This window comes from Burkholderia sp. IO2 (assembly GCF_029522185.1).
Classification (GTDB): Bacteria; Pseudomonadota; Gammaproteobacteria; order Burkholderiales; family Burkholderiaceae; genus Burkholderia; species Burkholderia cenocepacia.
This window is the reverse complement of sequence record NZ_JAKWFH010000046.1, coordinates 1-24863: the sequence shown is the minus strand read 5'-3', so window position 1 is coordinate 24863 and position 24863 is coordinate 1. Positions and strand designations below refer to the sequence as shown.

The window sequence follows — 24863 nt, the reverse complement described above, 5'->3', positions numbered from 1 at the left end:
GGTCTCCGCGCGGCCGGCTCAGGCCGACGTCGTATCGTGCGCGTGCATCGCCGCGTCGCATTCGGCCGCTTCGGCGAGCATCCAGTCGCGCACGTCGGCGACTTCGCGGCGCGGGGCCGGATCGTGCTGGAACAGCCAGTAGCCGTACGTTTCCGACAGCGTCTGCGTGTGCGGCCCGAGCACCGCGAGCCGGCCGTCGGCGAGCATCGGCGCGACCAGCGCGAGCCGGCCGAGCGCGATGCCCTGGCCGGCGATCGCGGCCTGGATCACCTGGTCGTACTGGTTGAAGCGCAGCACGCCTTTCGGGCGCGCGTCGTCGAGCCCGGCCGCATGCAGATGCGCGTGCCACTGCAGTTGCGGTTGCGGCGGCCCGTCGAATTCGAGCAGCACGTGATCGGCGATCGCGGCCGCGCTCGTGACCGGCCGCGCGGCGAGCGCGGGGTGCGCGACCGGCACGACGATCTCGTCGAACAGGCGCAGCGCGCCGGCCGGCGCGCGCTCGCGCGGGCAGTAGCGGATGCCGAGGTCGATGCCTTCGGCGCGCAAATCGAGTACCTTGTCGTTCGCGGCGACGCGCAGGTCGATCCCGGGCAGCCGCGCCTGCAGTCGCCCGAGCCGCGGCAGCAGCCACAGCGCGGTGACGCCGATGCTGGCGGTGATCGTCACGGGCTGACGCTCGCGCGCGGCGGCGAGCGACGCGACGGTGTCCTGCAGGCCGTGCAGCGCGGCATCGGCGACGCGGAACAGTCGCTCGCCTTCCGGCGTGAACGCGATCTTCCGGTAGCCGCGCTGCAGCAGCGCGACGCCGAGATGCGCTTCGAGCGCATGGATCTGACGGCTGACCGCCGACTGCGTGACGCACAGGTCCTGCGCGGCGAGCGTGATGCTCATGCGGCGGCCGACGGCGACGAAACCGCGGACGAGATCGAGCGACGGGAGACGGACGAGTGGCGTTGACATGCGCGTGACTCATGCGAACGGAGCAGCAAGATTGGTTGAGAACGCGGCACGCGTCAAGTTCAATGGAGGCCGGTTGATCGCGAATGAAGGGGCCGAGCAGGCGCCGAAGCGCCCACCGGGCCGACCGCGATGCATCGGGTCCGAATCGGCGCTGAAGCGCTCACTCGGACCGACAGCCATGCATGGGACTTCAGTAAGCGCCAAAGCGCTAACTGAGGTCGACAGGAGACACGATGACGATTTCGAACGAAGCAGGCGGGGCGGCGGCGCAGGGCAGTCGCGCGGCGGGGGCGTTGCCGCCCGAGCCCGTGACGCTGCGCGCAGCCGACGGTTACGCATTGCGCGGCCACGTCTGGCGCCATCGCGGCGGCGGCGCCGTGCGGCCGGTCACGGTGATCAATTGCGCGACGTCGGTGCGCTGCGACTACTACTTCCGCTTCGCGGCCTGGCTGTTCGCGCAAGGGCGCGACGTGCTCGTCTACGACTATCGCGGCATCGGCGGGTCGCGCCCGGCGCAGCTTGCGAAGCTGCGCGCGAACTGGCTCGACTGGGGGCGGCTCGATTGCGAGGCCGCGCTGCACTACGCGCGCGACGCGTTTCCGGGCCAGCCGCTCGATGTGGTCGCGCACAGCATCGGCGGCTGCGTGCTCGGCCTCGCGCCATCGAACGTGCATGTGCGGCATGCGGTGACCGTCGGCGCGCAGTATGCGTACTGGCGCGATTACCTGCCGGCCGAGCGGCGCCGCATGTGGTGGAAGTGGCATGTCGCGATGCCGGCGCTCGCGGCCGTGTTCGGCTACGTGCCCGCGAAGCGGCTCGGCTGGATGGAGGACACGCCGCGCGGTATCGCGCTGTCGTGGGCGCGTTCGCAGCCGCGTTTCGAGGACGGCTACATCGGCCGCGAGCTCGACGACAGCGGCGCGAGCCGCGCCGCGTTGCCGGCCCGCTTCGCGGGGCTGTCGGCGCCGATGCTCGCGATCGGCCTCGACGACGACGCGTTTGGCACGGTCGACGCGATCGAGCGGCTGGTCGGCTACTACACGGGCAGCAACGTCACGCATCTGCGGATCGCGCCGGCCGACATCGGCGTCGACGCGATCGGCCATTTCGCGTTTTTCCACAGCCGCTTCACCGATACGCTGTGGCCCGTCGCGCTGTACTGGCTGCAACACGGCGTGCTGCCCGCCGACGCGCCGGGCGCCGTGCATGCGCTGCATCCGGCTTCGCGTGGACGAGTGACGGGAAGCGGCGTGCCGGGTAGGGCCGCGAACGGGTGATCGGGGGGCAGACACGAACGCGTCACGCCGCCCCCGTTCAATTCCCGATCGTGTCGCGGCGGCCTCGGGCGGCCGCGATCGATTAACATCGGACGTTTCGTTTCACAGCACAGGCTGCCGCGCGCCGATGTCCATTCCGTCCGATTCCGCTTCTCCCGTTGAAGCGTGCCGCGCATGGCGCGTGCACGCACTCGACGTGCCGCCCGCCGCGGCGCGCGCCGGCGTGCGGATCGCGCGCGTCGATTTCGACTGGCGCGTGCCGCTCGCGTCGCCCGCGTATGCGGCGCTGAGCGGCGACGAGCGCGCACGCGCCGCGCGCTTCCTGCGGCACGAGGATGCGGTACGCAGCGCCGCGACGCGCGCTGCACTGCGCGACGTGCTCGGCGCGGTGCTCGGCATCGCACCACGAGCGGTCGCGATCGTCGTCGACGCATCGGGGCGGCCGTCGCTGGACCGCGCGCATCGCACGTCGCTCGACTTCAACGTATCGCACGCAGGCGATCATGCGCTGATCGCGTGGGCGCCGGCAGGCCGAGTCGGCGTCGATATCGAGGGCTGCAATCGCGCGGCCGACTGGCGCGCGCTGACGCGCGAAGTGTGCGCCCCCGCGGAGGTCGCGTATCTCGACAGCCTGCCGGGCGGCACGCGCGAGCGCGAATTCATGCGGGTGTGGTCCGCGAAGGAGGCGCTGCTCAAGGCGCTCGGCACCGGCATCGTCGGCGGGCTGCGCGCGTTCGCGGTCGTGCCGCCGCGCGACGCCACGACGCCCGCGACGACGATCGTCGAGCCGGCCGCGCCTGCTGCCGGCGTCGCGGCGTTCGACGCGGCGTGGCTCGACGCGGCGCCCGACTACGCGGCATGCGTCGCGTGGACGCGCGCGTAAGCCGGAGTCGACGCGCGGCGCTTACTCGAGCGGCGCGTCGTTCGGCGCCGCATAGCGCGCCTTGATCACGTCGCTCATCGGGAAGTCGAACGACAGCCCCTTCGGCGGCACCGGCTTCATGAACCATTTGTCGTACAGCGCGTCGATCTCGCCGCTTTTCATCAACTGCACGAGCACGCCGTCGACGAGCGCCTTGAACTGCGGATCGTCCTTGCGCAGCATGAACCCGTAGGCTTCCGACGATTGCGGCGTGCCGACGAGCCGCCAGTCGGCCGGTTTCGCGGCGAGCTGGCGCACGCCCGCGAGCAGCACGTCGTCCATCATGTACGCGGCCGCGCGGCCCGATTCGAGCGTCAGGCGCCCTTCGCCGTAGTCCTTCGCGCTGATGATCTGCATGTTCATCTTCTTTTCCTCGTTCATCTTGCGCAGCAGGCGTTCGGACGTCGTGCCCTGGTTCGTCACGACCGTCTTGCCGGCCAGATCGGGGAAGTCGCGGATGCCCGACGTGGTGCGCGTGAGCAGGCGCGTCGTCGCGACGAAGAAGGTGGTCGAGAACGCGACCTGCGCATGGCGTGCGGCGAGGTTGGTCGTCACGCCGCATTCGAGATCGACGGTGCCGTTCTGCACGAGCGGAATGCGGTTCTGCGACGTGACCGGAATGAAGCGCACCTGCAGGTCGGGCTTGCCGGTGCGCGCCTTCACCGCGGCGATCACGCGCTCGCACAGGTCCTGCGAGAAGCCGATGACCTTGCCGCCCGCATCGACGTAGGAGAACGGCACCGACGTTTCGCGATGACCGATCGAAATCAGGTTGGCCTGCCGGATCTTCTCGAGCGTGCCGGACAGCGGTTCCGCGGCGACGGATGCGCCGCACGCGAGCACGCATGCGGCGACGAGCAGGGAGCCGCCGAGGCGGGCGGCGAATCGGGACGGGAGGTGCATGACGGTCTCCGGGGCGAGTGGTGATCCGTATGTTGCCAAAAACAAAATAATTGCAACACATGTTAAGCCCCGTGCGTCGCCGGCCGGCCGGGCGGGCCGCGCCGGACATCAGGGAAACTCCCGAGTCGAATTCGGTGAAAAACGGGTTGTCTAGACAAGTTGACGTGGCTACACTTCAATCCATTCCGAACTTGTCTAGACAGGATTGCTCACATGATTACGTTGACCCCCGGCCATCTGACCCTCCCGCAACTGCGCCAGATCGCACGCGAATCCGTGCAACTGAAGCTCGATCCGGCGAGCTTCGCGAAGATCGACGCCGGCGCGAAGGCCGTCGCCGACATCGCCGCGAAGGGCGAGCCGGCCTACGGCATCAACACGGGCTTCGGCCGCCTGGCCAGCACCCACATCCCGCACGACCAGCTCGAACTGCTGCAGAAGAACCTCGTGCTGTCGCACGCGGTCGGCGTCGGCGAGCCGATGGCGCGTTCGTCGGTGCGCCTGCTGATGGCGCTGAAGCTGTCGAGCCTCGGCCGCGGCCACTCGGGCATCCGTCGTGAAGTAATGGACGCGCTGATCACGCTGTTCAACGCCGACGTGCTGCCGCTGATCCCGGTGAAGGGCTCGGTCGGCGCGTCGGGCGACCTCGCGCCGCTCGCGCACATGTCGGCCGTGCTGCTGGGCGTCGGCGAAGTGTTCATCCGCGGCGAACGGGCGAGCGCGCTCGACGGCCTGCGCGTCGCGGGCCTCGCGCCGCTGACGCTGCAGGCGAAGGAAGGCCTGGCGCTCCTGAACGGCACGCAGGCATCGACCGCGCTGGCGCTCGACAACATGTTCGCGATCGAAGACCTGTACCGCACCGCGCTCGTCGCCGGTGCGCTGTCGGTCGACGCGGCAGCCGGCTCGGTGAAGCCGTTCGACGCGCGCATCCACGAACTGCGCGGCCATCAAGGCCAGATCGACGCGGCCGCGTCGTACCGCGAACTGCTCGAAGGCTCGCCGATCAACCAGTCGCACCGCGACTGCGACAAGGTGCAGGACCCGTACAGCCTGCGCTGCCAGCCGCAGGTGATGGGCGCGTGCCTGGACCAGATGCGTCATGCGGCCGACGTGCTGCTGGTCGAAGCGAATGCCGTGTCGGACAACCCGCTGATCTTCCCGGACACCGGCGAAGTGCTGTCGGGCGGCAACTTCCACGCGGAGCCCGTCGCGTTCGCGGCCGACAACCTCGCGCTCGCCGCATCGGAAATCGGTGCGCTGGCCGAACGCCGCATCGCGCTGCTGATCGACGCGACGCTGTCGGGCCTGCCCCCGTTCCTCGTGAAGGACGGCGGCGTGAACTCCGGCTTCATGATCGCTCACGTGACGGCAGCCGCGCTCGCATCGGAAAACAAGACGCTCGCGCACCCGGCGTCGGTCGACTCGCTGCCGACCTCGGCGAACCAGGAAGACCACGTGTCGATGGCGACGTTCGCCGCGCGCAAGCTCGCCGACATCGCGGACAACACGAAGCACATCCTCGCGATCGAACTGCTGGCCGCCGCGCAGGGCGTCGACCTGCGCGCGCCGTACCACACGAGCCCGAAGCTCGCGCCGGTGATGGAGACGATCCGCAGCCAGGTCGCGCACTACGAACTCGACCACTATTTCGCACCGGACATCGCGGTGATCGCGAAGCTGGTCGGCGAGCGCGCGTTCGCGAAGGTCGCGCCGTTCTCGTTCGCATCGGAACAGTAAGCCGATGAGTGCGCCGGTCTACCAGGAGATCAAGGATTTCATCCTGGCCCGCATCCATGCCGGCGAGTGGGAGGAGGGCGACCAGGTGCCGTCCGAGAACGAGCTGGCGCGCGAGTTCAAGGTGGCGCGCATGACCGTCAACCGCGCGCTGCGCGAGTTGACGGCCGAGCAGGTGCTCACGCGCATGAAGGGCGCGGGCACCTACGTCGCGCGGCCGAAGTACGAGTCGACGCTGGTCGCGATCCGCAGCATCTCCGAGGAAGTCGGCGCGCGCGGGCATGCGTACCGCGCCAGCGTGCTCGGGCTCGACACGATCCGCGCCGACGATGCCCTCGCCGACGAGATGCAGGTGGCCGTGCGCACCAAGCTGTTTCATTCGCAGGTGCTGCACTTCGAGAACGACGAGCCGGTGCAGCTCGAAGAACGATGGGTGAATCCGGCGGTCGCGCCGGATTACGCCGAGCAGGATTTCACGAACACGACGCCGAACCTGTACCTGATGCGCGCGGCGCCGCTGCAGCGCGTCGAGTACCGGATCGAAGCGGCGGCCCCGGCGCCGGAGCGGCGCGAGCAGCTGCGGATGGACGACGTCGAGCCGTGTCTGGTTTTACATCGGCGCACCTGGTCGCAGGGCGTCGTCGCCTCGGTGGCGAATCTGTGGCATCCCGGCAGCCGTTATCGCTTCACCGGGCATTTCTGATTCCTATTTGATAGTCATTTTCCTTCGGGAGCAGTCGTCATGAACCATCCGAAACACATCGATCCCCGTCTCGATCCGACGCGCACGATCCGCGCGCCGCGCGGCAGCGAGAAGACCTGCAAGACCTGGCTGGCCGAAGCGGCCTACCGGATGATCCAGAACAACCTCGACCCGGAAGTCGCCGAGCATCCGCATGCGCTCGTCGTGTACGGCGGCATCGGGCGTGCTGCGCGCAACTGGGAATGCTACGACCAGATCCTCGCGTCGCTGAAGGATCTCGAGGAAAACGAAACGCTGCTGATCCAGTCGGGCAAGCCGGTCGGCGTGTTCCGCACCCACAAGGATGCGCCGCGCGTGCTGCTCGCGAACTCGAACCTGGTGCCGCACTGGGCGAACTGGGATCACTTCCACGAGCTCGACCGCAAGGGCCTGATGATGTACGGCCAGATGACGGCCGGCAGCTGGATCTACATCGGCAGCCAGGGCATCGTGCAGGGCACCTATGAAACCTTCTTCTCGGTCGCGAACCAGCACTTCAACGGCGATCCGTCGGGCCGCTGGATCCTGACGGGCGGCCTGGGCGGGATGGGCGGCGCGCAGCCGCTCGCCGCGACGATGGCCGGCTTCTCGATGATCGCGGTCGAATGCGACGAGACGCGTATCGACTTCCGCCTGAAGACCCGCTACGTCGACAAGAAGGCGACGACGCTCGACGAAGCGCTCGCCATGATCGACGAAGCGAAGCGCACCGGCAAGCCGGTGTCGATCGGCCTGCTCGGAAACGCGGCCGACGTGTTCCCGGAACTCGTCAAGCGCGGCATCACGCCGGACTGCGTGACCGACCAGACGAGCGCGCACGACCCGATCAACGGCTACCTGCCGCAAGGCTGGACCGTCGCGCAATGGCGCGAAGCGCAGAAGGTCGATCCGCAGAGCATCGTGAAGGTTGCGAAGCAGTCGATGGCCGTCCAGGTGCGCGCGATGCTGGCGCTGCAGGAACGCGGCGCGGCGACGCTCGACTACGGCAACAACATCCGCCAGATGGCGCTGGAAATGGGCGTCGAGAACGCGTTCGACTTCCCGGGCTTCGTGCCGGCGTACATCCGCCCGCTGTTCTGCGAAGGCAAGGGTCCGTTCCGCTGGGTCGCGCTGTCCGGCGATCCGGAAGACATCTACAAGACCGACCAGAAGGTGAAGGAGCTGATCCCCGACGATCCGCACCTGCACAACTGGCTCGACATGGCGCGTGAGCGCATCGCGTTCCAGGGCCTGCCGGCGCGGATCTGCTGGGTCGGCGTGAAGGATCGCTACCGCCTCGGCCAGGCGTTCAACGAGATGGTGAAGAACGGCGAACTGAAGGCGCCGATCGTGATCGGCCGCGACCACCTCGACACCGGTTCGGTCGCGAGCCCGAACCGCGAGACGGAATCGATGAAGGACGGTTCGGACGCCGTCAGCGACTGGCCGTTGCTGAACGCGCTGCTGAATACCGCGGGCGGTGCATCGTGGGTGTCGCTGCACCATGGCGGCGGCGTCGGAATGGGCTTCTCGCAGCACTCGGGCGTCGTGATCGTCGCCGACGGCACCGCCGACGCGCACGAGCGTCTCGGCCGCGTGCTGCTGAACGATCCGGCCACGGGTGTGATGCGCCATGCGGATGCCGGCTACGAACTCGCGCAGCAGACGGCTCGCGAAGCCGGCCTGAAGCTGCCGATGCTCGGCCGCTGAGCATGACGGCGCTCGACCAGGCGCCGCTGCACGCAACGATGATCCGCGCGGCGGATCTCGTTGCGTCGCCGTGGAAGAACGGCGGCGGCGTGACGCGCGAGATCGGCGCGTTTCCGCCCGGCGCGGCACTCGATGCGTTCGCGTGGCGCGTGAGCGTCGCGGACGTCGGCACGGCCGGCCCGTTCTCGCGTTTCGACGGGATCGACCGCACGCTCGTGCTGCTGTCCGGCGCGGGCATGACGCTCGCCGAGGCGGGCGGCCCGCGGCACGTGCTCGACGCACCGCTGGCCCGTGCGGATTTCGCGGGCGAGACGGCGATCGACGCGACGCTGCACGACGGCGCGACGCGCGACTTCAACCTGATGACGCGCCGTTCGGCCGCGCGTGGCACGCTCGACGTGTGGCGCGCGGGGGCTCACCGCCTTGCGCCGGCCGATACCGTGCTGCTGTTTTGCGCGGCCGGTGCGGTGGGCGTCGACCTCGACGGCACGCACTACGCGCTGGAAGACATGGACACGTTGCGGCTCGACGGGCCGCGGCGTGCGTTTGACGTCGTCGTGAGCGGAGGCGGCGCGCTGCTCGCCGTCTCGCTTGCCGTCGGCGAACGAGACTGAACGCATGAAACCGACTGTCTGGCATCACCTGAGGCTGTGTCCGCACGGCCATCCCGACGAGACGATCGACGACGCGGCGATCGCCGTCGACGAAACCGGCACGATCGCGTGGCTCGGCGCGCTGTCCGCGCTGCCGCACGGTTATGCGCACTGGCGGCGCGAGGACCTGCACGGCGCGTGGGTGACGCCGGGCCTCGTCGACTGCCATACGCATCTCGTGTACGGCGGCACGCGTGCCGACGAGTTCGCGCAGCGCCTCGCGGGCGTCAGCTACGAGGAAATCGCGCGGCAGGGCGGCGGGATCGTGTCGACGGTGCGCGCGACGCGCGCGGCCGACGAGACGACGCTGTTCGTGCAGGCCGCCGCGCGCCTGCAGCCGCTGCTCGCCGAAGGCGTGACCGCGATCGAGATCAAGTCCGGCTACGGGCTCGACCTCGCGAGCGAGCGCAAGATGCTGCGCGTCGCGCGCCAGCTCGGCGAACGCTTCCCGGTCACCGTCCATACGACCTTCCTCGGCGCGCACGCACTGCCGCCCGAATATGCGGGGCGCGCGGATGCGTACATCGACGAAGTGTGCGACCGCATGCTGCCGACGCTGGCCGATGAAGGGCTCGTCGACGCGGTCGACGTGTTCTGCGAACGCATCGGCTTTTCGCTCGCGCAAACCGAGCGCGTGTTCGAGGCCGCGACGCGGCGCGGGCTGCCGGTGAAGCTGCATGCGGAGCAACTGTCGAATGCGGGCGGGACGGCGCTCGCCGCGCGTTACCGCGCGCTGTCTGCCGATCACCTTGAATTTCTCGACGAAGCCGGCATCGAGGCGATGAAGGCGGCCGGCACGGTCGCCGTGCTGTTGCCCGGCGCGTACTACTTCATCCGCGAAACGCAACTGCCGCCGATCGAGCTGCTGCGCAAGCACGGCGTGCCGATCGCGCTCGCGACCGATCACAACCCGGGCACGTCGCCGCTCGAATCGCTGCTGCTGACGTTGAACATGGGCTGCACGCTGTTCCGCATGACGGTGCCCGAGGTGCTGCAGGGCGTCACGCGCCATGCGGCCGCGGCGCTCGGCCGCGCGGATCGCCACGGCGCGCTCGAGGTCGGTCGCCAGGCCGACTTCGCCGTCTGGTCGGTCGGCTCGCTGGCCGAGCTGGCGTACTGGATCGGCCGGCCGCTGTGCGAGCAGGTCGTACGCGGCGGCACGACCGTGTTTCGCCGGATGAACGGATAAGTTTGGCGACGGATCGGGCCGGGTCGTGACGGACCCGGTCCGGCCGACGTTTTGCATGGGACCGGACCCGGCGCAACGGCGCACTCCGGTCGATCGCCGCGAGGCAGGGGCAAGCGCGACGCGCTCACGCCTGCCGGCCGCGGCACCGGACCGGACGAGACGCTGACGCGCCTGAACCGGTCGATAAGGACTCGCAATGACCGACACCCTGTTGTTCGCGGACCATGCCTACCTGCCCGATGGCTGGCGCCGCAACGTGCTGCTGCGCTGGGACGCGAGCGGCACGCTGACCGACGTCACGCCCGACACCGACGCGCCGGCAGGCGTCGCACGCGCGGCCGGGCCGGTGCTGCCCGGCATGCCGAACCTGCATTCGCACGCGTTCCAGCGCGCGATGGCGGGGCTCACCGAATACCGCGCGAATCCCGCCGACAGCTTCTGGAGCTGGCGCGACCTGATGTACCGCTTCGCGCTGAAGATCACGCCCGACGCGCTCGCGGCGATTGCACGCTGGCTGTATGTCGAGATGCTCAAGTGCGGCTACACGTCGGTGTGCGAATTCCACTACGTGCATCACGCGCAGGACGGCTCGCGCTATCCGCAGATCGCGGAGCTCGGCACGCGCGTGATCGATGCCGCGCGCTCGGCCGGCGTCGGCATCACGATGCTGCCCGTGTCGTACCAGTTCGCCGGCTTCGGCAACAAGCCGCCGCGCGACGACCAGCGCCGCTTCATCAACACGCCCGACGGCGTGCTCGAACTGCTCGATGCGATGCGTCGCGCGGCGCCCGAGCATGGCGGGCTGCGCTACGGCGTCGCGCCGCATTCGCTGCGCGCGGTATCCGAAAACGGGTTGCGTGCGCTGCTCGAAGGATTGCCCGACGATGCGCCGGTGCATATCCATATCGCCGAGCAGACGGCCGAAGTCGACGACTGCGTTCGCGCGTACGGCGCACGCCCCGTACAATGGCTGCTCGATCGCTTCGACGTCGATGCGCGCTGGTGTCTCGTGCACGCGACGCACGTCGACGCGGTCGAGACGGCGGCGCTCGCGAAGCGCCGCGCGGTCGCCGGGCTGTGCCTGACGACCGAAGCGAACCTCGGCGACGGCGTGTTCCCGGCCGTCGACTATCTCGCGCAAGGCGGCGTGATCGGCATCGGCTCGGACAGCCACGCGTCGGTCGACTGGCGCTCGGAGCTGCGCCTGCTCGAATACGGGCAGCGGCTCGTGCACCGCGCGCGCAACGTGCTGGCAAGCGACACGCAGGCGCACGTCGCCGATCGCCTGTTCGATGCGTCGCTCGCGGGCGGCGCGCAGGCGAGCGGGCGACGCATCGGCGCGCTGCGCGAAGGTTGTCGCGCCGACTGGCTCGTGCTCGATCCCGATCACCCGGCGATCGCCGAACACGGCAGCGCGGCATGGCTGTCGGGCATCGTGTTCGCCGAGCACGGCGAGACGCCGGTGCTCGACGTCTACACGGGCGGCGAGCGCGTCGTGAGCGGCCGCCGCCATCGCGACGAAGCCGCCGCGTATGCCGACTACCGCGCCGCGCTGGCGCAACTGCTGCGCTGACGCGCGGCAACCGGCGCACGCCGCATGCGTGCGCCGGCCGACTCTTACGGTGAGGCGACATGACTGAACAACCGGCTGTATTCACGCTGAAGCAGGGCACGTTGCCGCTGCTGATCTCGATTCCGCACGCAGGTACGCACATCCCCGACGACATCGCCGCGACGATGACGCCCGACGCGCGCTTCGTCGACGATTGCGACTGGCATCTCGAGCGGCTGTACGGGTTCGCGGCCGATCTCGGCGCGTCGATCCTCGTGCCGTCGCACGCGCGTTACGTCGTCGACCTGAACCGTCCGCCCGACAACGAGAACCTGTATCCGGGGCAGGACACGACGGGGCTCGTGCCGGTCGATACGTTCGACAAGGCGCCGCTGTATCCGGCGAACGCGCTGCCCGGCAACGACGAGATCATGCGTCGCCGCGACCGCTACTGGGTGCCGTATCACGACGCGCTGCAACGCGAGATCGCGCGGCTGAAGGGCGAACACGGCCGCGTGCTCGTGTGGGAAGCGCATTCGATCCGCTCGCACGTGCCGCGTTTCTTCGACGGCCGCCTGCCGGACTTCAACTTCGGCACGTCGAGCGGCGCGAGTGCGGCGCCGGGCCTCGCGGAGGCACTGGCCGCGCGCGTGCTCGCGCACGGCGGCTATACGGCCGTCGCGAACGGGCGCTTCAAGGGCGGCTACATCACGCGACACTATGGCGTGCCCGATACCGGCGTCGAGGCCGTGCAACTCGAACTGTCGCAGATCACCTACATGGAGGAGACGCGTCCGTACGCGTACGACGAAGCGCGTGCAGCACGGATCGCGCCGCTATTGCAGACGCTCGTCGAAACCGCACTCGCGCATCGTTGAGCACGGGCCGCGTCCATGCGGCGGCGCGGCGCGACGATGCGTGCCGCCCCGCCGGCACGTAGCAGGCAAGCCGATGCAACGCACGAAACGGCATCGATCGCGCGGATCGATGCCGTTTTTTTCGTCTGATCGATATCGTCGTCCGCCCCCGAAAAGTTGACGCAATTTTTAGGTGATATAAGCTGAATGTCAGGAAGTCGTCACGCGCGCACCGGCGGCGAGGCCCTCGACGATGGCCGTGCTACGCCGAATCCGCTGCGAGACATCTTGCTGACGTGTCGCCACGCGGCATTGCGACACGTGTCCTGTCTCCATCAGTCAGTCGAGTACGATCGTGAAAGCCGCCAGCCCTTCGATACGCCGGACCCGAAGTCCGTCGGCGGGCGCGCCGCCTCAGGCCGGGCCGAACCGGCATGCTGATCGCGGCACGCGCGCCGCCCCGTTACGCGAGCCTCGCTTCTTCGCCATTTCTCATCGCGGCCCGCGCCGCTTCAATCTCGTGACCGCGCACCTGTGCAGCGCGGTGCAGTGCGACGGCAGCGCATCGTTGTTGCCCTAGCGTCCCTTTCCGCTTCCGTCCCGGGCCGTACCGCCTGTTGCCGCGGCATCCGCGCGGCAGGATCGCGCCTGCGCGGCGGGATGGCACGCGCGTGCGGCGTACCCGCGAACCCGCCTCGTTGCGCGCGCAAGCATGTCGCGCGCCATTACCGGAGAGACGCCGATGCGCGCACGACCGATCGTAGCCGTCACCGCCGACCGCATCCTGCGCGGCGCCCATCCAAACCACACGGCGGGCGAGAAGTACCTCGCCGCCGTCGTCGACGGCGCCGGCGCGCTGGCGTTCGTGCTGCCCGCGCTCGGCGCGCGGCAGCCGGCCGACGCGATCGTCGCGGCAATCGACGGGCTGCTGTTGACCGGCAGCTATTCGAACGTCGAACCGCATCATTACGGCGGTGCCGCGAGCGCGCCCGACACGCTGCACGATCCGGCGCGCGATGCGACCGCGTTGCCGCTGATCCGCGCGGCGATCGACGCGGGCGTGCCGGTGCTCGCGATCTGCCGCGGCATGCAGGAGCTGAACGTCGCGTACGGCGGCACGCTGCATCAGCGGCTGCACGCGACGACCGGCTTCGACGATCATCGCGAACGCCCGGCCGATCCGCTCGAGCGGCAGTACGGTCCCGCGCACGTGGTGCAACTCGCGCCCGGCGGTCTGCTGCAGCGGGTCGCGCGCGGTGCGCACGAGGCGACGGTCAACTCGCTGCACGACCAGGGCATCGCGCGTCTGGGCGCGGGGCTCGCCGTCGAAGCGAGCGCACCCGACGGGCTGATCGAGGCCGTCAGCGTGCGCGGCGCGCGTGCGTTCGCGCTGGGCGTGCAGTGGCATCCCGAATGGCGCTACGCAGAGCAGCCGCTGTCGCGCGACATCTTCGCGGCATTCGGCGCGGCGTGCCGCGCGCACATGACACATCGCATTCATGCGACCGGCGGCGCGATGCCGTCGCCGGCCGCATCCGACATCGACTGAACGAGGCCGATCATGCAACCCGAACTGAGCGAATTCCTGCGACAGCACCGCATCACCGAAGTCGAGGCCATCATTCCCGACATGGCCGGCATCGCGCGCGGCAAGATCATTCCACGCAACAAGTTCGAATCCGGCGAATCGATGCGCCTGCCGCAGGCCGTGATGGTGCAGACCGTCACCGGCGACTATCCGGAGGACGGCACGCTGACCGGCGTGACCGATCCCGACATGGTGTGCGTGCCCGATCCGTCGACGATCTGCCTGATCCCGTGGGCGGTCGACCCGACCGCGCAGGTGATCCACGACTGCGTGCACTTCGACGGCTCGCCGGTCGAGATCTCGCCGCGCTACGTGCTGCGCCGCGTGCTCGACCTGTACGAGGCGAAGGGCTGGAAGCCGGTCGTCGCGCCCGAGCTGGAGTTCTACCTGGTCGACATGAACGCCGATCCCGACCTGCCGCTGCGTCCGCCCGTCGGCCGCACCGGGCGGGCGGAAACCGGCCGCCAGTCGTATTCGATCGAGGCCGTCAACGAGTTCGATCCGCTGTTCGAGGACATCTACGAATACTGCGAAATGCAGGGCCTCGACATCGAGACGCTGATTCACGAAGTCGGCGCCGCGCAAATGGAGATCAACTTCGTGCACGGCGACGCGCTGCCGCTCGCCGACCAGGTGTTCCTGTTCAAGCGCACGGTGCGCGAGGCCGCGCTGCGTCACAACATGTACGCGACGTTCATGGCCAAGCCGATGGAAGGCGAGCCGGGCTCCGCGATGCACATTCACCAGAGCCTGGCCGATGCGCGCACCGGGCGCAATTTGTTCGCCGACGAAGGCGGCGCCGTGTCGCCGCTGTTCCACAGCTACCTGGCGGGACTGCAGAAGTACACGCCGGCGCTGATGCCGATCTTCGCGCCGTACATCAATTCGTACCGCCGCCTGTCGCGCTTCATGGCCGCGCCGATCAACGTGCAGTGGGGCTACGACAACCGCACGGTGGGCTTTCGCATTCCGCAGTCGAGCCCCGTCGCGCGACGCATCGAGAACCGGATTCCGGGCGTCGACTGCAATCCGTATCTGGCATTCGCGGCAACGCTTGCCGCCGGCTATCTCGGCATGACGCAACAGCTTGCGCCGACCGAGCCGATCGCGTCGGACGGCTACGACCTGCCGTACCAGCTGCCGCGCAATCTCGAGGAGGGCATCTCGCTGATGGCCGCATGCGAGCCGCTCGCCGGCATTCTCGGCGACAAGTTCGTGAAGGCCTACCTGGCGTTGAAGGAAACCGAATACGAAGCGTTCTTCCGCGTGATCAGCTCGTGGGAACGCAGGCATCTGCTGCTGCACGTGTAAGCGTGCGGCGCTGTTTGACGGAGAAAACATGACCGATCGAAACGAAGCTTTTTCGCCGCGCTCGACCGCCGATTTTCGCGCGCTCGACGCCGCGCACCACATCCATCCGTTCTCGGACATGGGCGCGCTCAATCGTGCCGGCAGCCGCGTGATCGTGAAGGCCGACGGCGTCTACCTGTGGGACTCGGACGGCAACAAGGTGATCGACGGGATGGCCGGCCTGTGGTGCGTGAACGTCGGTTACGGGCGCAAGGAACTCGCCGACGCCGCGTATCGCCAGATCCAGGAACTGCCGTTCTACAACACGTTCTTCAAGACCACGCACCCGCCGGTGATCGAACTTTCCGCGATGCTCGCGGAAGTGACGCCGGCCGGCTTCAACCACTTCTTCTATTGCAACAGCGGCTCGGAAGGCAACGACACCGTGCTGCGTCTCGTGCACCAGTACTGGCGCGTGCAGGGCAAGCCGCAGAAGAAATACGTGATCTCGCGCAAGAACGGCTATCACGGCTCGACGATCGCGGGCGGCACGCTCGGCGGGATGGGCTACATGCACGAGCAGATGCCGTCGAAGGTCGAGCACATCGTGCACATCGACCAGCCGTATTTCTTCGGCGAAGCGCAAGCCGGCGAGACGCCCGAAGCATTCGGCCTCGCGCGCGCGCAGCAGCTCGAAGCGAAGATTCTCGAACTCGGTGCGGAGAACGTCGCGGCCTTCATCGGCGAGCCGTTCCAGGGCGCGGGCGGCGTGATCTTCCCGCCGTCGACTTACTGGCCGGAAATCCAGCGGATCTGCCGCAAGTACGACATCCTGCTGGCCGCCGACGAAGTGATCGGCGGTTTCGGCCGTACCGGCGAATGGTTCGCGCACCAGCACTTCGGCTTCGAGCCGGATCTGATCACGATGGCCAAGGGCCTCACGTCGGGCTACGTACCGATGGGCGCGGTCGGCATTCACGAGCGCGTCGCGCGCCCGATCATCGACAACGGCGAATTCAATCACGGCCTCACGTATTCGGGTCACCCGGTGGCAGCCGCCGTCGCGGTCGCGAACCTGAAGCTGCTGCGCGACGAGGGCATCGTCGAGCGCGTGAAGACCGACATCGGGCCGTATTTCCAGCGCCGGCTGCGCGACGCGCTGGGCGACCACCCGATCGTCGGGGAGATCGCGGGAGCGGGACTCGTCGCCGGCGTTCAGCTGGCGCGCGACCGGAGCCGGCGCGAGCGCTTCGGCGCGGACGTCGATATCGGCACGATCTGCCGCGACTTCTGCTTCAACGGCAACCTGATCATGCGCGCGACCGGCGACCGGATGCTGCTGTCGCCGCCGCTCGTGATTCGCGAGGCGGAGGTCGACGAGATCGTCGACAAGGCGAAGCGCGCGTTCGACGCGACGGCGGAGCGGGTGGGACGCGCACGGTAAGCCGGTAGCTGCGTGCGGACGTGGGCGTCGTATGACGTGGCGCCCGCGTCGCTCGGGGCACGCGCGACGCCCAAAACGAAAAGGGCCTGCGTCGTGAGACGCAGGCCCTTGAATTCTTTGGTGGGCGGTACTGGGATCGAACCAGTGACCCCTGCCGTGTGAAGGCAGTGCTCTACCGCTGAGCTAACCGCCCAAAGAAGAATCAAATTATGTCAGAGATTTTGGGGCTCGTAAAGCCCTTTCTGCAAATTTTTTCAAATAGCCGCAAGCACCGGTTCGCGAGCCGCGCGCTCAGCCCGCGAGCGCGGGCAGCGCATCGATCGACGCGCGTACGTAGCCGGCAAAGCGCAGCGCCACCGGTTCGGCGGTGCCGCTGCGTTTCAGCGCGAGCGTGCGCGATTCGAGCGACGCATCCTTCAGCGGCAGGAACGCGAGCCGGTCGCTTTTCGCCTGCTGCAGCACGCGCGGCACCAGCGCGATGCCCATCCCGAATTCGATCATCGACAGGATCGTCTGCCACAGCCGCGCCTCGTGACGGATCAGCGGACTGAATCCCGCGTTCACGCACTGCGCGATGATCAGGTCGTGATAGTGCGGTGCGGCGTCGCGCGGAAACAGGATGAACGGTTCGGTCGCGAGCGTGGCGAGCGCGACCTGCCTGCGCCGCGCCAGTGGATGCGCGGCCGGCAGGCAGCACACGAACGGCTCCGCATAGACGGGCACCGATTCCACCTCGGGCGGGAAGTGGCCCCAGTGCGCATAGCCGAGATCGATCTGGCCACGCTGGATCGCCTGCACCTGCGCGTGCGTGTTCATCTCGCTCAGCACGACCTCGACGCCCGGATAGTCGGCCTCGAAGCGCCGCACGGCGTCGGGCAGCCCGCGATACAGCATCGAGTGGACGAAGCCGATCCGCAGCCGACCCGCGAGCCCCGATGCGGAGCGCACCGTCAGGCGCTCGGCTTCGGCCGCCTGCAGCAGCAGCCGGCGCGCTTCGCCGAGCAGTACCTCGCCCGCGTTGGTCAGCGCGACCGTCTTGTTGGTGCGCGAGAACAACTGCACGCCGAGCGCGTCCTCGAACTTGCGGATGTCGAAGCTCAGCGCCGGCTGCGAGATGAACAGGCGCTTCGCCGCGCGCCCGAAATGCAGTTCCTCGGCGACCGCCACGAAGTAGCGCAACTGCCTCAGTTCCATGGTGTCTCCTCCCGGCGTCCGCATTGATAAGCGATATCTATCGTACCGGACAAATCCTGTATTGGACGCTTATCGATCGCGCGCCTACGCTCTGCGGGAGGCTTGACGCAGGATCGGCCGGACGCCGCGGCGCGCGGCCCGGTCGCCGCACAGGCAACCCAGGAGACGCATGCATGAACGACACCGCTCGCACGCCCGACACCGGCGCATCCAATATCCCCGACAGCCGGGGCATCAATTTCTTCACCGTCGACCCCGATCTCGGCGCATTGCTGAAGCTGCATCTCGGCGATGCGCGCTATGCCGAACTCGAGCCGCGGCTGCACGCGCTCGGCGCGCGCGCGTCGGGCGAACTCGACGAATGGGCGTCGCGCGCGGACAAGCATCCGCCCGTGCTCGAGCATCGCAACCGGCGCGGCGAGGCCGTGCAGCGGATCGACAAGGACCCGGCGTACGTCGCGCTCGAACGCGTCGCGTATGCGGAGCTGGGGCTCGCGTCGCTGAGCCACGGAGCCGAAACCGTGCCGCCGCTCGTCAAGTACGCGCTGACGTTCCTGTTCGTGCAGGCGGAATTCGGGCTGTGCTGCCCGGTCAGCATGACCGATTCGCTGACGCGCACGCTGCGCCGCTTCGGCGATCCCGCGCTGGTCGCGCGCTACCTGCCGATGCTCGCGTCGCGCGACTTCGACACGCTGTACCAGGGCGCGATGTTCATGACCGAGCAGGCGGCCGGCTCCGACGTCGGCCGGATCGCGACGCGCGCGACCTGCGAAACCGACGTGCACGGCGAGACCGTCTGGCGGCTGACCGGCGACAAGTGGTTCTGCTCGAACGCGGACGCCGATCTCGCGATGGTGCTCGCGCGGCCCGACGGCGCGCCGGACGGCATCAAGGGCCTCGCGCTGTTCCTGCTGCCGAAGACGCTGCCGGACGGCACGCGCAACCGCTACCGGATCGTGCGGCTGAAGGACAAGCTCGGCAGCCGTTCGATGGCGAGCGGCGAGATCGCGCTCGAAGGCGCGCAGGCGTACCTGATCGGCGAGATCGGCCGCGGCTTTCACCAGATGGCCGACATGATCAACATGTCGCGGCTGTCGAACGGCGTGCGCGCGGCGGGGCTGATGCGGCGCGCGCTGAACGAAGCGCTGCACGTGGCCGCGCATCGCGAGGCGTTCGGCCGCAAGCTGATCGAGATGCCGCTGATGCAGCGCCAGCTGATGAAGATGCTGCTGCCGGCCGAGGCCGCGCGCGCGATGTTCATGCAGATCGCGCTGCTGCTGCCGCAGGCCGACGCGGGCGACGAGCAGGCCGCGCGCTGCGTGCGGATCCTGACGCCGCTGATCAAGTTCCGCGCGTGCCGCGACGCGCGCCGCGTGACGGGCGACGCGATGGAAGTGCGCGGCGGCACCGGCTATATCGAGGAATGGAGCGATGCGCGGCTCGTGCGCGACGCGCATCTCGGCTCGATCTGGGAGGGCACCAGCAACATCGTCGCGCTCGACGTCGCGCGCGCCGCGCAGCGCGAGCATGCGCTCGACGCGCTGCGCACGTTCCTCGGCGATCGCCTGGGCGCGGCGCCGCTGCCCGAGGCGAGCCGCACGGCGTTGCGGCGCATTCTGGCGCGGGCGTGCGACGGGCTCGCGCGGGTCGCTGACGAAGGCGACGACGCGCGTGTGCGGCAAGCCGCGTCCGCGCTGTATTACGCGAGCGCGGCCGTATTGATGGCCTGCGAGGGCGCGCGGCTCGCGCCGGATTTCCGCCGTCTCGCGCTGGCGCACCTGATCGTGCGTCACAAGCTGCTGCCGGTCGATCCGCTCGCGCCGGCTCTGCGCGACGACGAATCGGCCGCGTCCGACGCGCTGCTGCGCGGTCTGCCGGTCGCGCTCGACACGGCGCTCGACCTGCTGCCGGAGGTCGAGCGATGAACGCGACGCGTGGCGCACTGGACGGCCTGAAGGTCATCGACCTGAGCCGGGTGCTCGGCGGCCCGTACTGCACGCAGGCGCTCGCTGATCACGGCGCGATGGTGGTCAAGATCGAGCCGCCCGCCGGCGACGAGACGCGCGGCTGGGGGCCGCCGTTCCTCGGCGACACGGCCTGGTATTTCATGGGCGTGAACCGCAACAAGGAAGGGCTCGCGCTCGACCTGTCGCGCGACGAAGGGCGCGCGATCCTGTGGCGCCTGCTCGAGGAAGCCGACGTGCTCGTCGAGAATTTCAAGCCGGGTACGCTCGCGCGCTGGGGGATGGACTACGCACGCGACCTGCAGCCGCGCTTTCCGCGCCTGATCCACTGCGCGGTGACGGGCTTCGGCGACGACGGCCCGCTCGGCGGGCTGCCCGGCTACGACGCGGTGATCCAGGCGATGGCCGGGCTGATGAGCGTGAACGGCGAACGCGACGGCGACGCGACCCGCATCGGCCTGCCGATCGTCGACATGGTCACGGGGCTCAACGCGCTCGCCGGCATCCTGCTGGCGCTCGCGGAGCGCGAGAAGAGCGGGCGCGGGCAGTCGATCGACGTCGCGCTGTACGACTGCGGCGTGTCGCTGCTGCATCCGCACCTGCCGAATTTCTTCGGCTCGGGTCGCGTGCCGGAGCGCAGCGGCAACGCGCACCCGAACATCGCGCCGTACGACAGCTACCGCACGGCCACCGTGCCGATTTTCCTCGCGGTCGGCAACGACCGGCAGTTCGCGCGGCTCGTCGCGCATCTCGGCGCGCCGGCGCTCGCCGGCGATCCGCGCTTCGTCGACAACCGCAGCCGCTGCGCGCACCGGCCCGCGCTGAAGGCCGAGCTGGAAGCGCGGCTCGCCGCGCACGCATGCGAGCCGCTCGCGCGTGACCTGATGGCGGCCGGCGTGCCGTGCGGGCCGGTGCGCACGGTGGCCGACGTCGCGCACGATCCGCATGCGCTGCACCGCAACCTGTTCGTCGAGATCGGCGCGTATCGCGGCACCGCGTCGCCGGTGAAGCTGTCGCGCACGCCGGCCACCTACCGGTCGGCGCCGCCCGCGCTCGGCCGCGACACGCGCGCGGTGCTCGACCGGCTCGGCGTCGATCGCGCGCTTCAGCAGCAACTGCTCGATGCCGGCGTGCTGAAGACGGCGGCCGGCGAATCGCCGCCCGACTGACACGACGCCGCTGGCCGGCGGCGTGATGCCGGCCACCGGGAAAGGCGCGCGCGAGTCGCGCCCCCGATCACCCCAATATGGAGACATCGATGAGCCGTCCTCAATCCCCGCCCGCCGCACAACCGCGGCCCGGCCGCGCCGCCCTCGCGGCGTTCGTCGGCACCACGATCGAGTGGTACGACTTCTACATCTACGGCACGGCCGCGGCGCTCGTGTTCGGCAAGGTGTTCTTTTCCGGCACGATGGATCCCGGCGTCGCGACGCTGCTCGCGTTCGTCACGTTCTGGGCCGGCTTCGCCGCGCGGCCGCTCGGCGGCATCGTGTTCGGGCATCTCGGCGATCGCGTCGGCCGCAAGACCGCGCTCGTGATCACGCTGGTGATGATGGGGCTCGCGACGACGGGCATCGGCCTGCTGCCCGGTTACGCGTCGATCGGCGTGTGGGCGCCGGCGGGCCTCGTCGTGCTGCGCGTGCTGCAGGGCATCGCGGTCGGCGGCGAGTGGGGCGGCGCGGTGCTGATCGCGAGCGAGAATGCGCCGAAGCATCGCAGCATCCTGTATGCGGCGTTCGCGCAGCAAGGCTCGCCCACCGGCAACCTGTTGGCCACGGCGGCATTCTTCGCGCTGAGCGCGCTGCCGACCCCGTCGTTCCTGATGTGGGGCTGGCGCATTCCGTTCCTGCTGTCGGCCGTGCTCGTGGTCATCGGGATGGTGATCCGGCTGCGGCTCGAGGAGTCGATCGACATGCAGCGCGTGCTCGCGCGCAAGCGCACGGTGAAGCTGCCGCTGCGCGACGTCGTGCGCGACCACTGGGTCGTCGTGCTGCTCGCGGCCGGCACGCTGCCGGTGATCAACGTCACGTATTTCCGCAGCACGTTCGCGCTGTCGTGGGCGACGAAGGAACTCGGCTACGCGCAGGGCACGTTCCTCGGCATCCTGTCGATCTCGCTCGTCGTGCAGTTCCTGATGCAGCCGGTCGGTGCGTGGTTCGTGTCGAAGGTCGACATGCGGCGCGCGATGGGCTGGATCCTGATCCCGGAAATCGTGCTGATGCCCGTGATGTTCCACGCGCTCGCGACGCGTTCGTACTGGGTCGCCGTCGCGGGCATGTGCATCTCGACGATTCCGTCGGCGATGTTCTACGGCGCGGTCGGCGGCGTGCTCGCCCGCGTGTTCCCGGCGAACATCCGCTATACGGGCCTGTCGCTCGCGTATCAGTTGAGCGCGCTGGTCGTCGGCGGCGGCACGCCGGTGCTCGCGCAGGCGATTCTCAATGCGACGGGCAGCATCGTCGGCGTCGCGATCGCGTCGGGGCTGTACGCGCTCGTGTCGCTGGCGTGCATGCTGGCGCTGCTGAACCGCACCGGGTATCGCGCCGACGAGTTGTCGAGCGCCGAGCGCAGCGATGCGGCCGAGTGGGGCACCGAAGGCGCGGGGGCCGATTGTCCGGCCGGCGCGCCGGCGCAGCCCGACGATCGCGGCACGTTGAAACCGGCGGGGTGACGCGGGGAGGCCGGCGCGATTCGGCACGCTGGCGACGCGGTAATTCGGTGAGGCGGCAATCCGCCGGCGCGGTCGCGCGGTAATTCGGCGCTCCGGCGGCATCGCGTGCCGGACCGAGCGTGCGTCGCGCGGCGTCGGCTCGCACCGGATCACGCTTCCCAAAAGCAAACGGCACCGTGCGAGACACGGTGCCGTTTGCCTGGGCGTTGGCTTCACGTCGCGACGAGGCCGGCGCGGCCTGCCGTCGCGAGTCGCGTCGCTTCAGCCTTCCGTCGGCGGCACGTAGCCGGACGCCTGGTCCGCGCCGTCGCCGAAGAAGTACTTCTCGGTCTGCTTCATCAGGTACTGACGCGCGCGCGGATCGGCCATGTTCAGGCGGTTTTCGTTGATCAGCATCGTCTGCTGCTTGAGCCAGCCTTGCCACGCTTCCTTCGAGACGCTCTCGTAAATGCGCTTGCCGAGTTCGCCCGGCAGCGGCGGGAAATCGAGGCCTTCGGCTTCCTTGCCGAGCTTCGCGCATTGGATCATTCGAGCCATCGTGTACTTCTCCTGTAATCGGTGTCTGGGGGGAAGGGCAGTCGTGCCGGTGCTCAGAGCTGCTTCATCAGCACGAGCGACTTGCGCTGCCAGTTATAGAGTTTGCGACGGTCTTCCGGCAGGTCGTCGACGCTGACCTTGACGAAGCCGCGCTTGAGGAACCAGTGCTCGGTGCGCGTCGTGAGCACGAAGATGTGCGTGAGGCCGCGCGCGCGGGCACGCTGCTCGATGCGCTTGAGCAGGCGCTCGCCGTCGCCCGAGCCCTGCGCTTCCGGCGCGACCGTCAGGCACGCCATCTCGCCGATCTTCTCCTGCTGGTACGGGTACAGCGCCGCGCAGCCGAACAGCACGCCGTCGTGCTCGATCACCGAGAAGTGGTCGATGTCGCGTTCGATCTGGTGGCGGCCGCGCCGCACCAGCGTGCCGTCCGACTCGAGCGGCTCGATCAGCGACAGGATGCCGCCGACGTCGTCCGGCGTCGCCTCGCGCAGGCTCTCGAGATTCTCGTACGAGATCATCGTGCCGACGCCGTCGTGCAGGAACAGTTCGAGCAGCATGCTGCCGTCGAGCGACTGCGGGATCAGGTGCGCGCGGGTCACGCCGCCGCGGCACGCGCGGATCGAATGCTTCAGGAAGAACGCGTCGTCGCCCTGGATGTTGCCAGAATCGAGCAGCTCGGCCGCGGCGTCGAGCGACATTTCGCGGACCAGCTCGCCTTCGTCGTCGACGATGCCGGGCCCTTCGGTCAGGAAGATGATCTTGTCGGCGCGCAGCGCGATCGCGGCCGCCGACGCGACGTCTTCCATCGACAGGTTGAACGCTTCGCCGGTCGGCGAGAAACCGAGCGGCGACAGCAGCACGAGCTTGCGGCTCGCGAGCGAATGACGGATCGATTCGGCGTCGATCTTGCGCACGATGCCCGTGTGCGCGAAATCGACCCCGTCGAGAATCCCCACCGGCCGCGCGGTCACGAAGTTGCCCGACACAACGCTGATGTGCGCGTGCGCCATCGGCGAGTTCGGCAGACCCTGGCTGATCGCGGCCTCGATGTCGAGACGCACCTCGCCGGCCGCTTCCTTCGCGGATTCGAGCGCGCGCGCATCGGTGATGCGCAGCCCGTGCGAAAACTCGGATTCGACACCGTGCAGGCTCAACTGCTCCTCGACCTGCGGGCGCGAGCCGTGCACCAGCACGATCTGGATGCCCATCGCCTGCAACAGCGCGATGTCGGACACGAGCGCATTCAGCAGCCCCTGCTGCACCACCTCGCCGCCGAACCCCACGACGAACGTGCTGTTGCGGAACTTGTGGATATAGGGCGCGACGGAGCGCATCCAGTCGACGAACTGCGCGTGGCTGGCGGCCGAATCGTCGGCGGCCGGCGGCGTCGCGGCGCCGGTCTGGGCGGGAGGGAGGTCGGTTTGGGAATTCATGGGCGGGATTATAATGCGCCCCCATGTCGAATGTTTCTAAAAGTCCCGCGCCGACGCGGGCCAATACGCCGTCGGCGCAGCACCCGGATGGTGCGGCCGATGCGCGCCAGCAGCAGGGCCAGCAGCAGGGCCAGCCGCCCCGCCAGCAGCAGGACAAGCCGGCGGGCACGGCGGCACCCGCACCGCGCGGCGACGAACGGCGCGGCGGCGCGCGCCAGCCGGCCGCGAAGGGCGCGCCCCAGGCAACGGGCGAGCGCGCCCCGC

At 69.0% G+C, this 24863-nt stretch carries 20 protein-coding genes, 1 tRNA gene and 1 pseudogene; 16 read left to right on the top strand and 6 right to left on the bottom strand.

Translation table 11 applies throughout. From position 1 onward, the window contains the following. Positions 1-18 precede the first annotated feature (18 nt). Positions 19-960, bottom strand: coding sequence for a LysR substrate-binding domain-containing protein (locus MMB92_RS25800; protein WP_006497790.1), 942 nt, complete (start codon positions 958-960; stop codon positions 19-21). A 233-nt stretch (positions 961-1193) separates the two neighbouring features. On the opposite strand from MMB92_RS25800, the gene MMB92_RS25795 reads away from it, so the two are divergent. Together MMB92_RS25795 and MMB92_RS25790 are read left to right on the top strand one after the other, a co-directional pair. Then, positions 1194-2237: an alpha/beta fold hydrolase gene (locus MMB92_RS25795; protein WP_034201535.1), complete on the top strand. Its 1044-nt coding sequence runs from the start codon at positions 1194-1196 to the stop codon at positions 2235-2237. A 127-nt stretch (positions 2238-2364) separates the two neighbouring features. Next, positions 2365-3120: a 4'-phosphopantetheinyl transferase superfamily protein gene (locus MMB92_RS25790; RefSeq protein WP_060264872.1), complete on the top strand. Its 756-nt coding sequence runs from the start codon at positions 2365-2367 to the stop codon at positions 3118-3120. Between the two features lie 21 nt (positions 3121-3141). Here the strand turns inward: MMB92_RS25790 and MMB92_RS25785 are convergent, their stop codons facing one another. Next, on the bottom strand, positions 3142-4062 hold the full coding sequence (locus tag MMB92_RS25785; protein ID WP_060264868.1) for a glutamate/aspartate ABC transporter substrate-binding protein: 921 nt from the start codon (positions 4060-4062) through the stop codon (positions 3142-3144). A 213-nt stretch (positions 4063-4275) separates the two neighbouring features. Between MMB92_RS25785 and hutH the strand changes: the two genes are divergently transcribed. From hutH to MMB92_RS25735, 10 genes are all read left to right on the top strand, one after another. After that, a complete protein-coding gene (hutH, locus tag MMB92_RS25780; protein WP_006488089.1) occupies positions 4276-5799 on the top strand; it encodes a histidine ammonia-lyase in 1524 nt (507 codons plus the stop codon). 4 nt (positions 5800-5803) lie between these two features. Beyond that, positions 5804-6499 carry a histidine utilization repressor gene (gene hutC / locus MMB92_RS25775; protein ID WP_006488107.1) on the top strand — a complete coding sequence of 232 codons (696 nt, stop codon included), beginning with the start codon at positions 5804-5806 and terminating at the stop codon, positions 6497-6499. Positions 6500-6538: 39 nt separating this feature from the next. Next, positions 6539-8227, top strand: a complete 1689-nt coding sequence (gene hutU, locus MMB92_RS25770) for a urocanate hydratase (RefSeq protein ID WP_006488101.1) — start codon at positions 6539-6541, stop codon at positions 8225-8227. A 2-nt stretch (positions 8228-8229) separates the two neighbouring features. Next, positions 8230-8841, top strand: a complete 612-nt coding sequence (locus tag MMB92_RS25765) for a HutD family protein (protein WP_006488093.1) — start codon at positions 8230-8232, stop codon at positions 8839-8841. 4 nt (positions 8842-8845) lie between these two features. Beyond that, positions 8846-10069, top strand: a complete 1224-nt coding sequence (gene hutI, locus MMB92_RS25760; RefSeq protein ID WP_006488078.1) for an imidazolonepropionase — start codon at positions 8846-8848, stop codon at positions 10067-10069. Between the two features lie 196 nt (positions 10070-10265). Then, complete coding sequence (locus MMB92_RS25755; RefSeq protein WP_060211736.1) at positions 10266-11642, top strand: formimidoylglutamate deiminase; 1377 nt, start codon at positions 10266-10268, stop codon at positions 11640-11642. 59 nt (positions 11643-11701) lie between these two features. Then, positions 11702-12499: an N-formylglutamate deformylase gene (hutG, locus tag MMB92_RS25750; protein WP_006488072.1), complete on the top strand. Its 798-nt coding sequence runs from the start codon at positions 11702-11704 to the stop codon at positions 12497-12499. A 721-nt stretch (positions 12500-13220) separates the two neighbouring features. Continuing rightward, a complete protein-coding gene (locus MMB92_RS25745) occupies positions 13221-14027 on the top strand; it encodes a gamma-glutamyl-gamma-aminobutyrate hydrolase family protein (RefSeq protein WP_006488099.1) in 807 nt (268 codons plus the stop codon). A gap of 12 nt (positions 14028-14039) precedes the next feature. Continuing rightward, a complete protein-coding gene (locus tag MMB92_RS25740) occupies positions 14040-15377 on the top strand; it encodes a glutamine synthetase family protein (protein WP_006497799.1) in 1338 nt (445 codons plus the stop codon). 28 nt (positions 15378-15405) lie between these two features. Next, positions 15406-16800 carry an aspartate aminotransferase family protein gene (locus MMB92_RS25735; protein ID WP_069275290.1) on the top strand — a complete coding sequence of 465 codons (1395 nt, stop codon included), beginning with the start codon at positions 15406-15408 and terminating at the stop codon, positions 16798-16800. A gap of 118 nt (positions 16801-16918) precedes the next feature. Here the strand turns inward: MMB92_RS25735 and MMB92_RS25730 are convergent. Together MMB92_RS25730 and MMB92_RS25725 are read right to left on the bottom strand one after the other, a co-directional pair. Beyond that, positions 16919-16993: transfer RNA gene (locus tag MMB92_RS25730), tRNA-Val, on the bottom strand. A gap of 98 nt (positions 16994-17091) precedes the next feature. Further along, complete coding sequence (locus MMB92_RS25725) at positions 17092-17994, bottom strand: LysR family transcriptional regulator (protein WP_006497802.1); 903 nt, start codon at positions 17992-17994, stop codon at positions 17092-17094. A gap of 173 nt (positions 17995-18167) precedes the next feature. Between MMB92_RS25725 and MMB92_RS25720 the strand changes: the two genes are divergently transcribed. The 3 genes from MMB92_RS25720 (at position 18168) to MMB92_RS25710 (ending at position 22629) form a co-directional block, all read left to right on the top strand. Further along, the gene (locus tag MMB92_RS25720) at positions 18168-19919 is read left to right on the top strand and encodes an acyl-CoA dehydrogenase family protein (RefSeq protein WP_060265380.1); all 1752 of its coding nucleotides are present in this window, start codon (positions 18168-18170) and stop codon (positions 19917-19919) included. Next, entirely contained in the window at positions 19916-21127 is a 1212-nt protein-coding gene (locus MMB92_RS25715; RefSeq protein ID WP_006497805.1) for a CoA transferase, read from the top strand. Before MMB92_RS25720 ends, MMB92_RS25715 begins: the two co-directional genes overlap by 4 nt. An 89-nt stretch (positions 21128-21216) precedes the next feature. Beyond that, the gene (locus tag MMB92_RS25710; RefSeq protein WP_006485508.1) at positions 21217-22629 is read left to right on the top strand and encodes an MFS transporter; all 1413 of its coding nucleotides are present in this window, start codon (positions 21217-21219) and stop codon (positions 22627-22629) included. A 261-nt stretch (positions 22630-22890) separates the two neighbouring features. On the opposite strand, the gene MMB92_RS25705 is transcribed toward MMB92_RS25710, so the two are convergent. Next, entirely contained in the window at positions 22891-23166 is a 276-nt protein-coding gene (locus MMB92_RS25705; protein WP_006478357.1) for an oxidative damage protection protein, read from the bottom strand. 53 nt (positions 23167-23219) lie between these two features. Beyond that, complete coding sequence (gene argA / locus MMB92_RS25700) at positions 23220-24599, bottom strand: amino-acid N-acetyltransferase (protein ID WP_006485509.1); 1380 nt, start codon at positions 24597-24599, stop codon at positions 23220-23222. Between the two features lie 23 nt (positions 24600-24622). Here argA and MMB92_RS25695 point away from each other — a divergent pair. Then, positions 24623-24863: pseudogene (locus MMB92_RS25695) on the top strand (hypothetical protein); the annotation flags it as partial.

What these genes read in the sequence shown, in the direction of transcription:
- MMB92_RS25800 (WP_006497790.1), bottom strand. Translation starts at nt 960, where the DNA reads ATGTCAACGCCACTCGTCCGTCTCCCGTCGCTCGATCTCGTCCGCGGT.
- MMB92_RS25795 (WP_034201535.1), top strand. Translation starts at nt 1,194, where the DNA reads ATGACGATTTCGAACGAAGCAGGCGGGGCGGCGGCGCAGGGCAGTCGC.
- MMB92_RS25790 (WP_060264872.1), top strand. Translation starts at nt 2,365, where the DNA reads ATGTCCATTCCGTCCGATTCCGCTTCTCCCGTTGAAGCGTGCCGCGCA.
- MMB92_RS25785 (WP_060264868.1), bottom strand. Translation starts at nt 4,062, where the DNA reads ATGCACCTCCCGTCCCGATTCGCCGCCCGCCTCGGCGGCTCCCTGCTC.
- hutH (WP_006488089.1), top strand. Translation starts at nt 4,276, where the DNA reads ATGATTACGTTGACCCCCGGCCATCTGACCCTCCCGCAACTGCGCCAG.
- hutC (WP_006488107.1), top strand. Translation starts at nt 5,804, where the DNA reads ATGAGTGCGCCGGTCTACCAGGAGATCAAGGATTTCATCCTGGCCCGC.
- hutU (WP_006488101.1), top strand. Translation starts at nt 6,539, where the DNA reads ATGAACCATCCGAAACACATCGATCCCCGTCTCGATCCGACGCGCACG.
- MMB92_RS25765 (WP_006488093.1), top strand. Translation starts at nt 8,230, where the DNA reads ATGACGGCGCTCGACCAGGCGCCGCTGCACGCAACGATGATCCGCGCG.
- hutI (WP_006488078.1), top strand. Translation starts at nt 8,846, where the DNA reads ATGAAACCGACTGTCTGGCATCACCTGAGGCTGTGTCCGCACGGCCAT.
- MMB92_RS25755 (WP_060211736.1), top strand. Translation starts at nt 10,266, where the DNA reads ATGACCGACACCCTGTTGTTCGCGGACCATGCCTACCTGCCCGATGGC.
- hutG (WP_006488072.1), top strand. Translation starts at nt 11,702, where the DNA reads ATGACTGAACAACCGGCTGTATTCACGCTGAAGCAGGGCACGTTGCCG.
- MMB92_RS25745 (WP_006488099.1), top strand. Translation starts at nt 13,221, where the DNA reads ATGCGCGCACGACCGATCGTAGCCGTCACCGCCGACCGCATCCTGCGC.
- MMB92_RS25740 (WP_006497799.1), top strand. Translation starts at nt 14,040, where the DNA reads ATGCAACCCGAACTGAGCGAATTCCTGCGACAGCACCGCATCACCGAA.
- MMB92_RS25735 (WP_069275290.1), top strand. Translation starts at nt 15,406, where the DNA reads ATGACCGATCGAAACGAAGCTTTTTCGCCGCGCTCGACCGCCGATTTT.
- MMB92_RS25725 (WP_006497802.1), bottom strand. Translation starts at nt 17,994, where the DNA reads ATGGAACTGAGGCAGTTGCGCTACTTCGTGGCGGTCGCCGAGGAACTG.
- MMB92_RS25720 (WP_060265380.1), top strand. Translation starts at nt 18,168, where the DNA reads ATGAACGACACCGCTCGCACGCCCGACACCGGCGCATCCAATATCCCC.
- MMB92_RS25715 (WP_006497805.1), top strand. Translation starts at nt 19,916, where the DNA reads ATGAACGCGACGCGTGGCGCACTGGACGGCCTGAAGGTCATCGACCTG.
- MMB92_RS25710 (WP_006485508.1), top strand. Translation starts at nt 21,217, where the DNA reads ATGAGCCGTCCTCAATCCCCGCCCGCCGCACAACCGCGGCCCGGCCGC.
- MMB92_RS25705 (WP_006478357.1), bottom strand. Translation starts at nt 23,166, where the DNA reads ATGGCTCGAATGATCCAATGCGCGAAGCTCGGCAAGGAAGCCGAAGGC.
- argA (WP_006485509.1), bottom strand. Translation starts at nt 24,599, where the DNA reads ATGAATTCCCAAACCGACCTCCCTCCCGCCCAGACCGGCGCCGCGACG.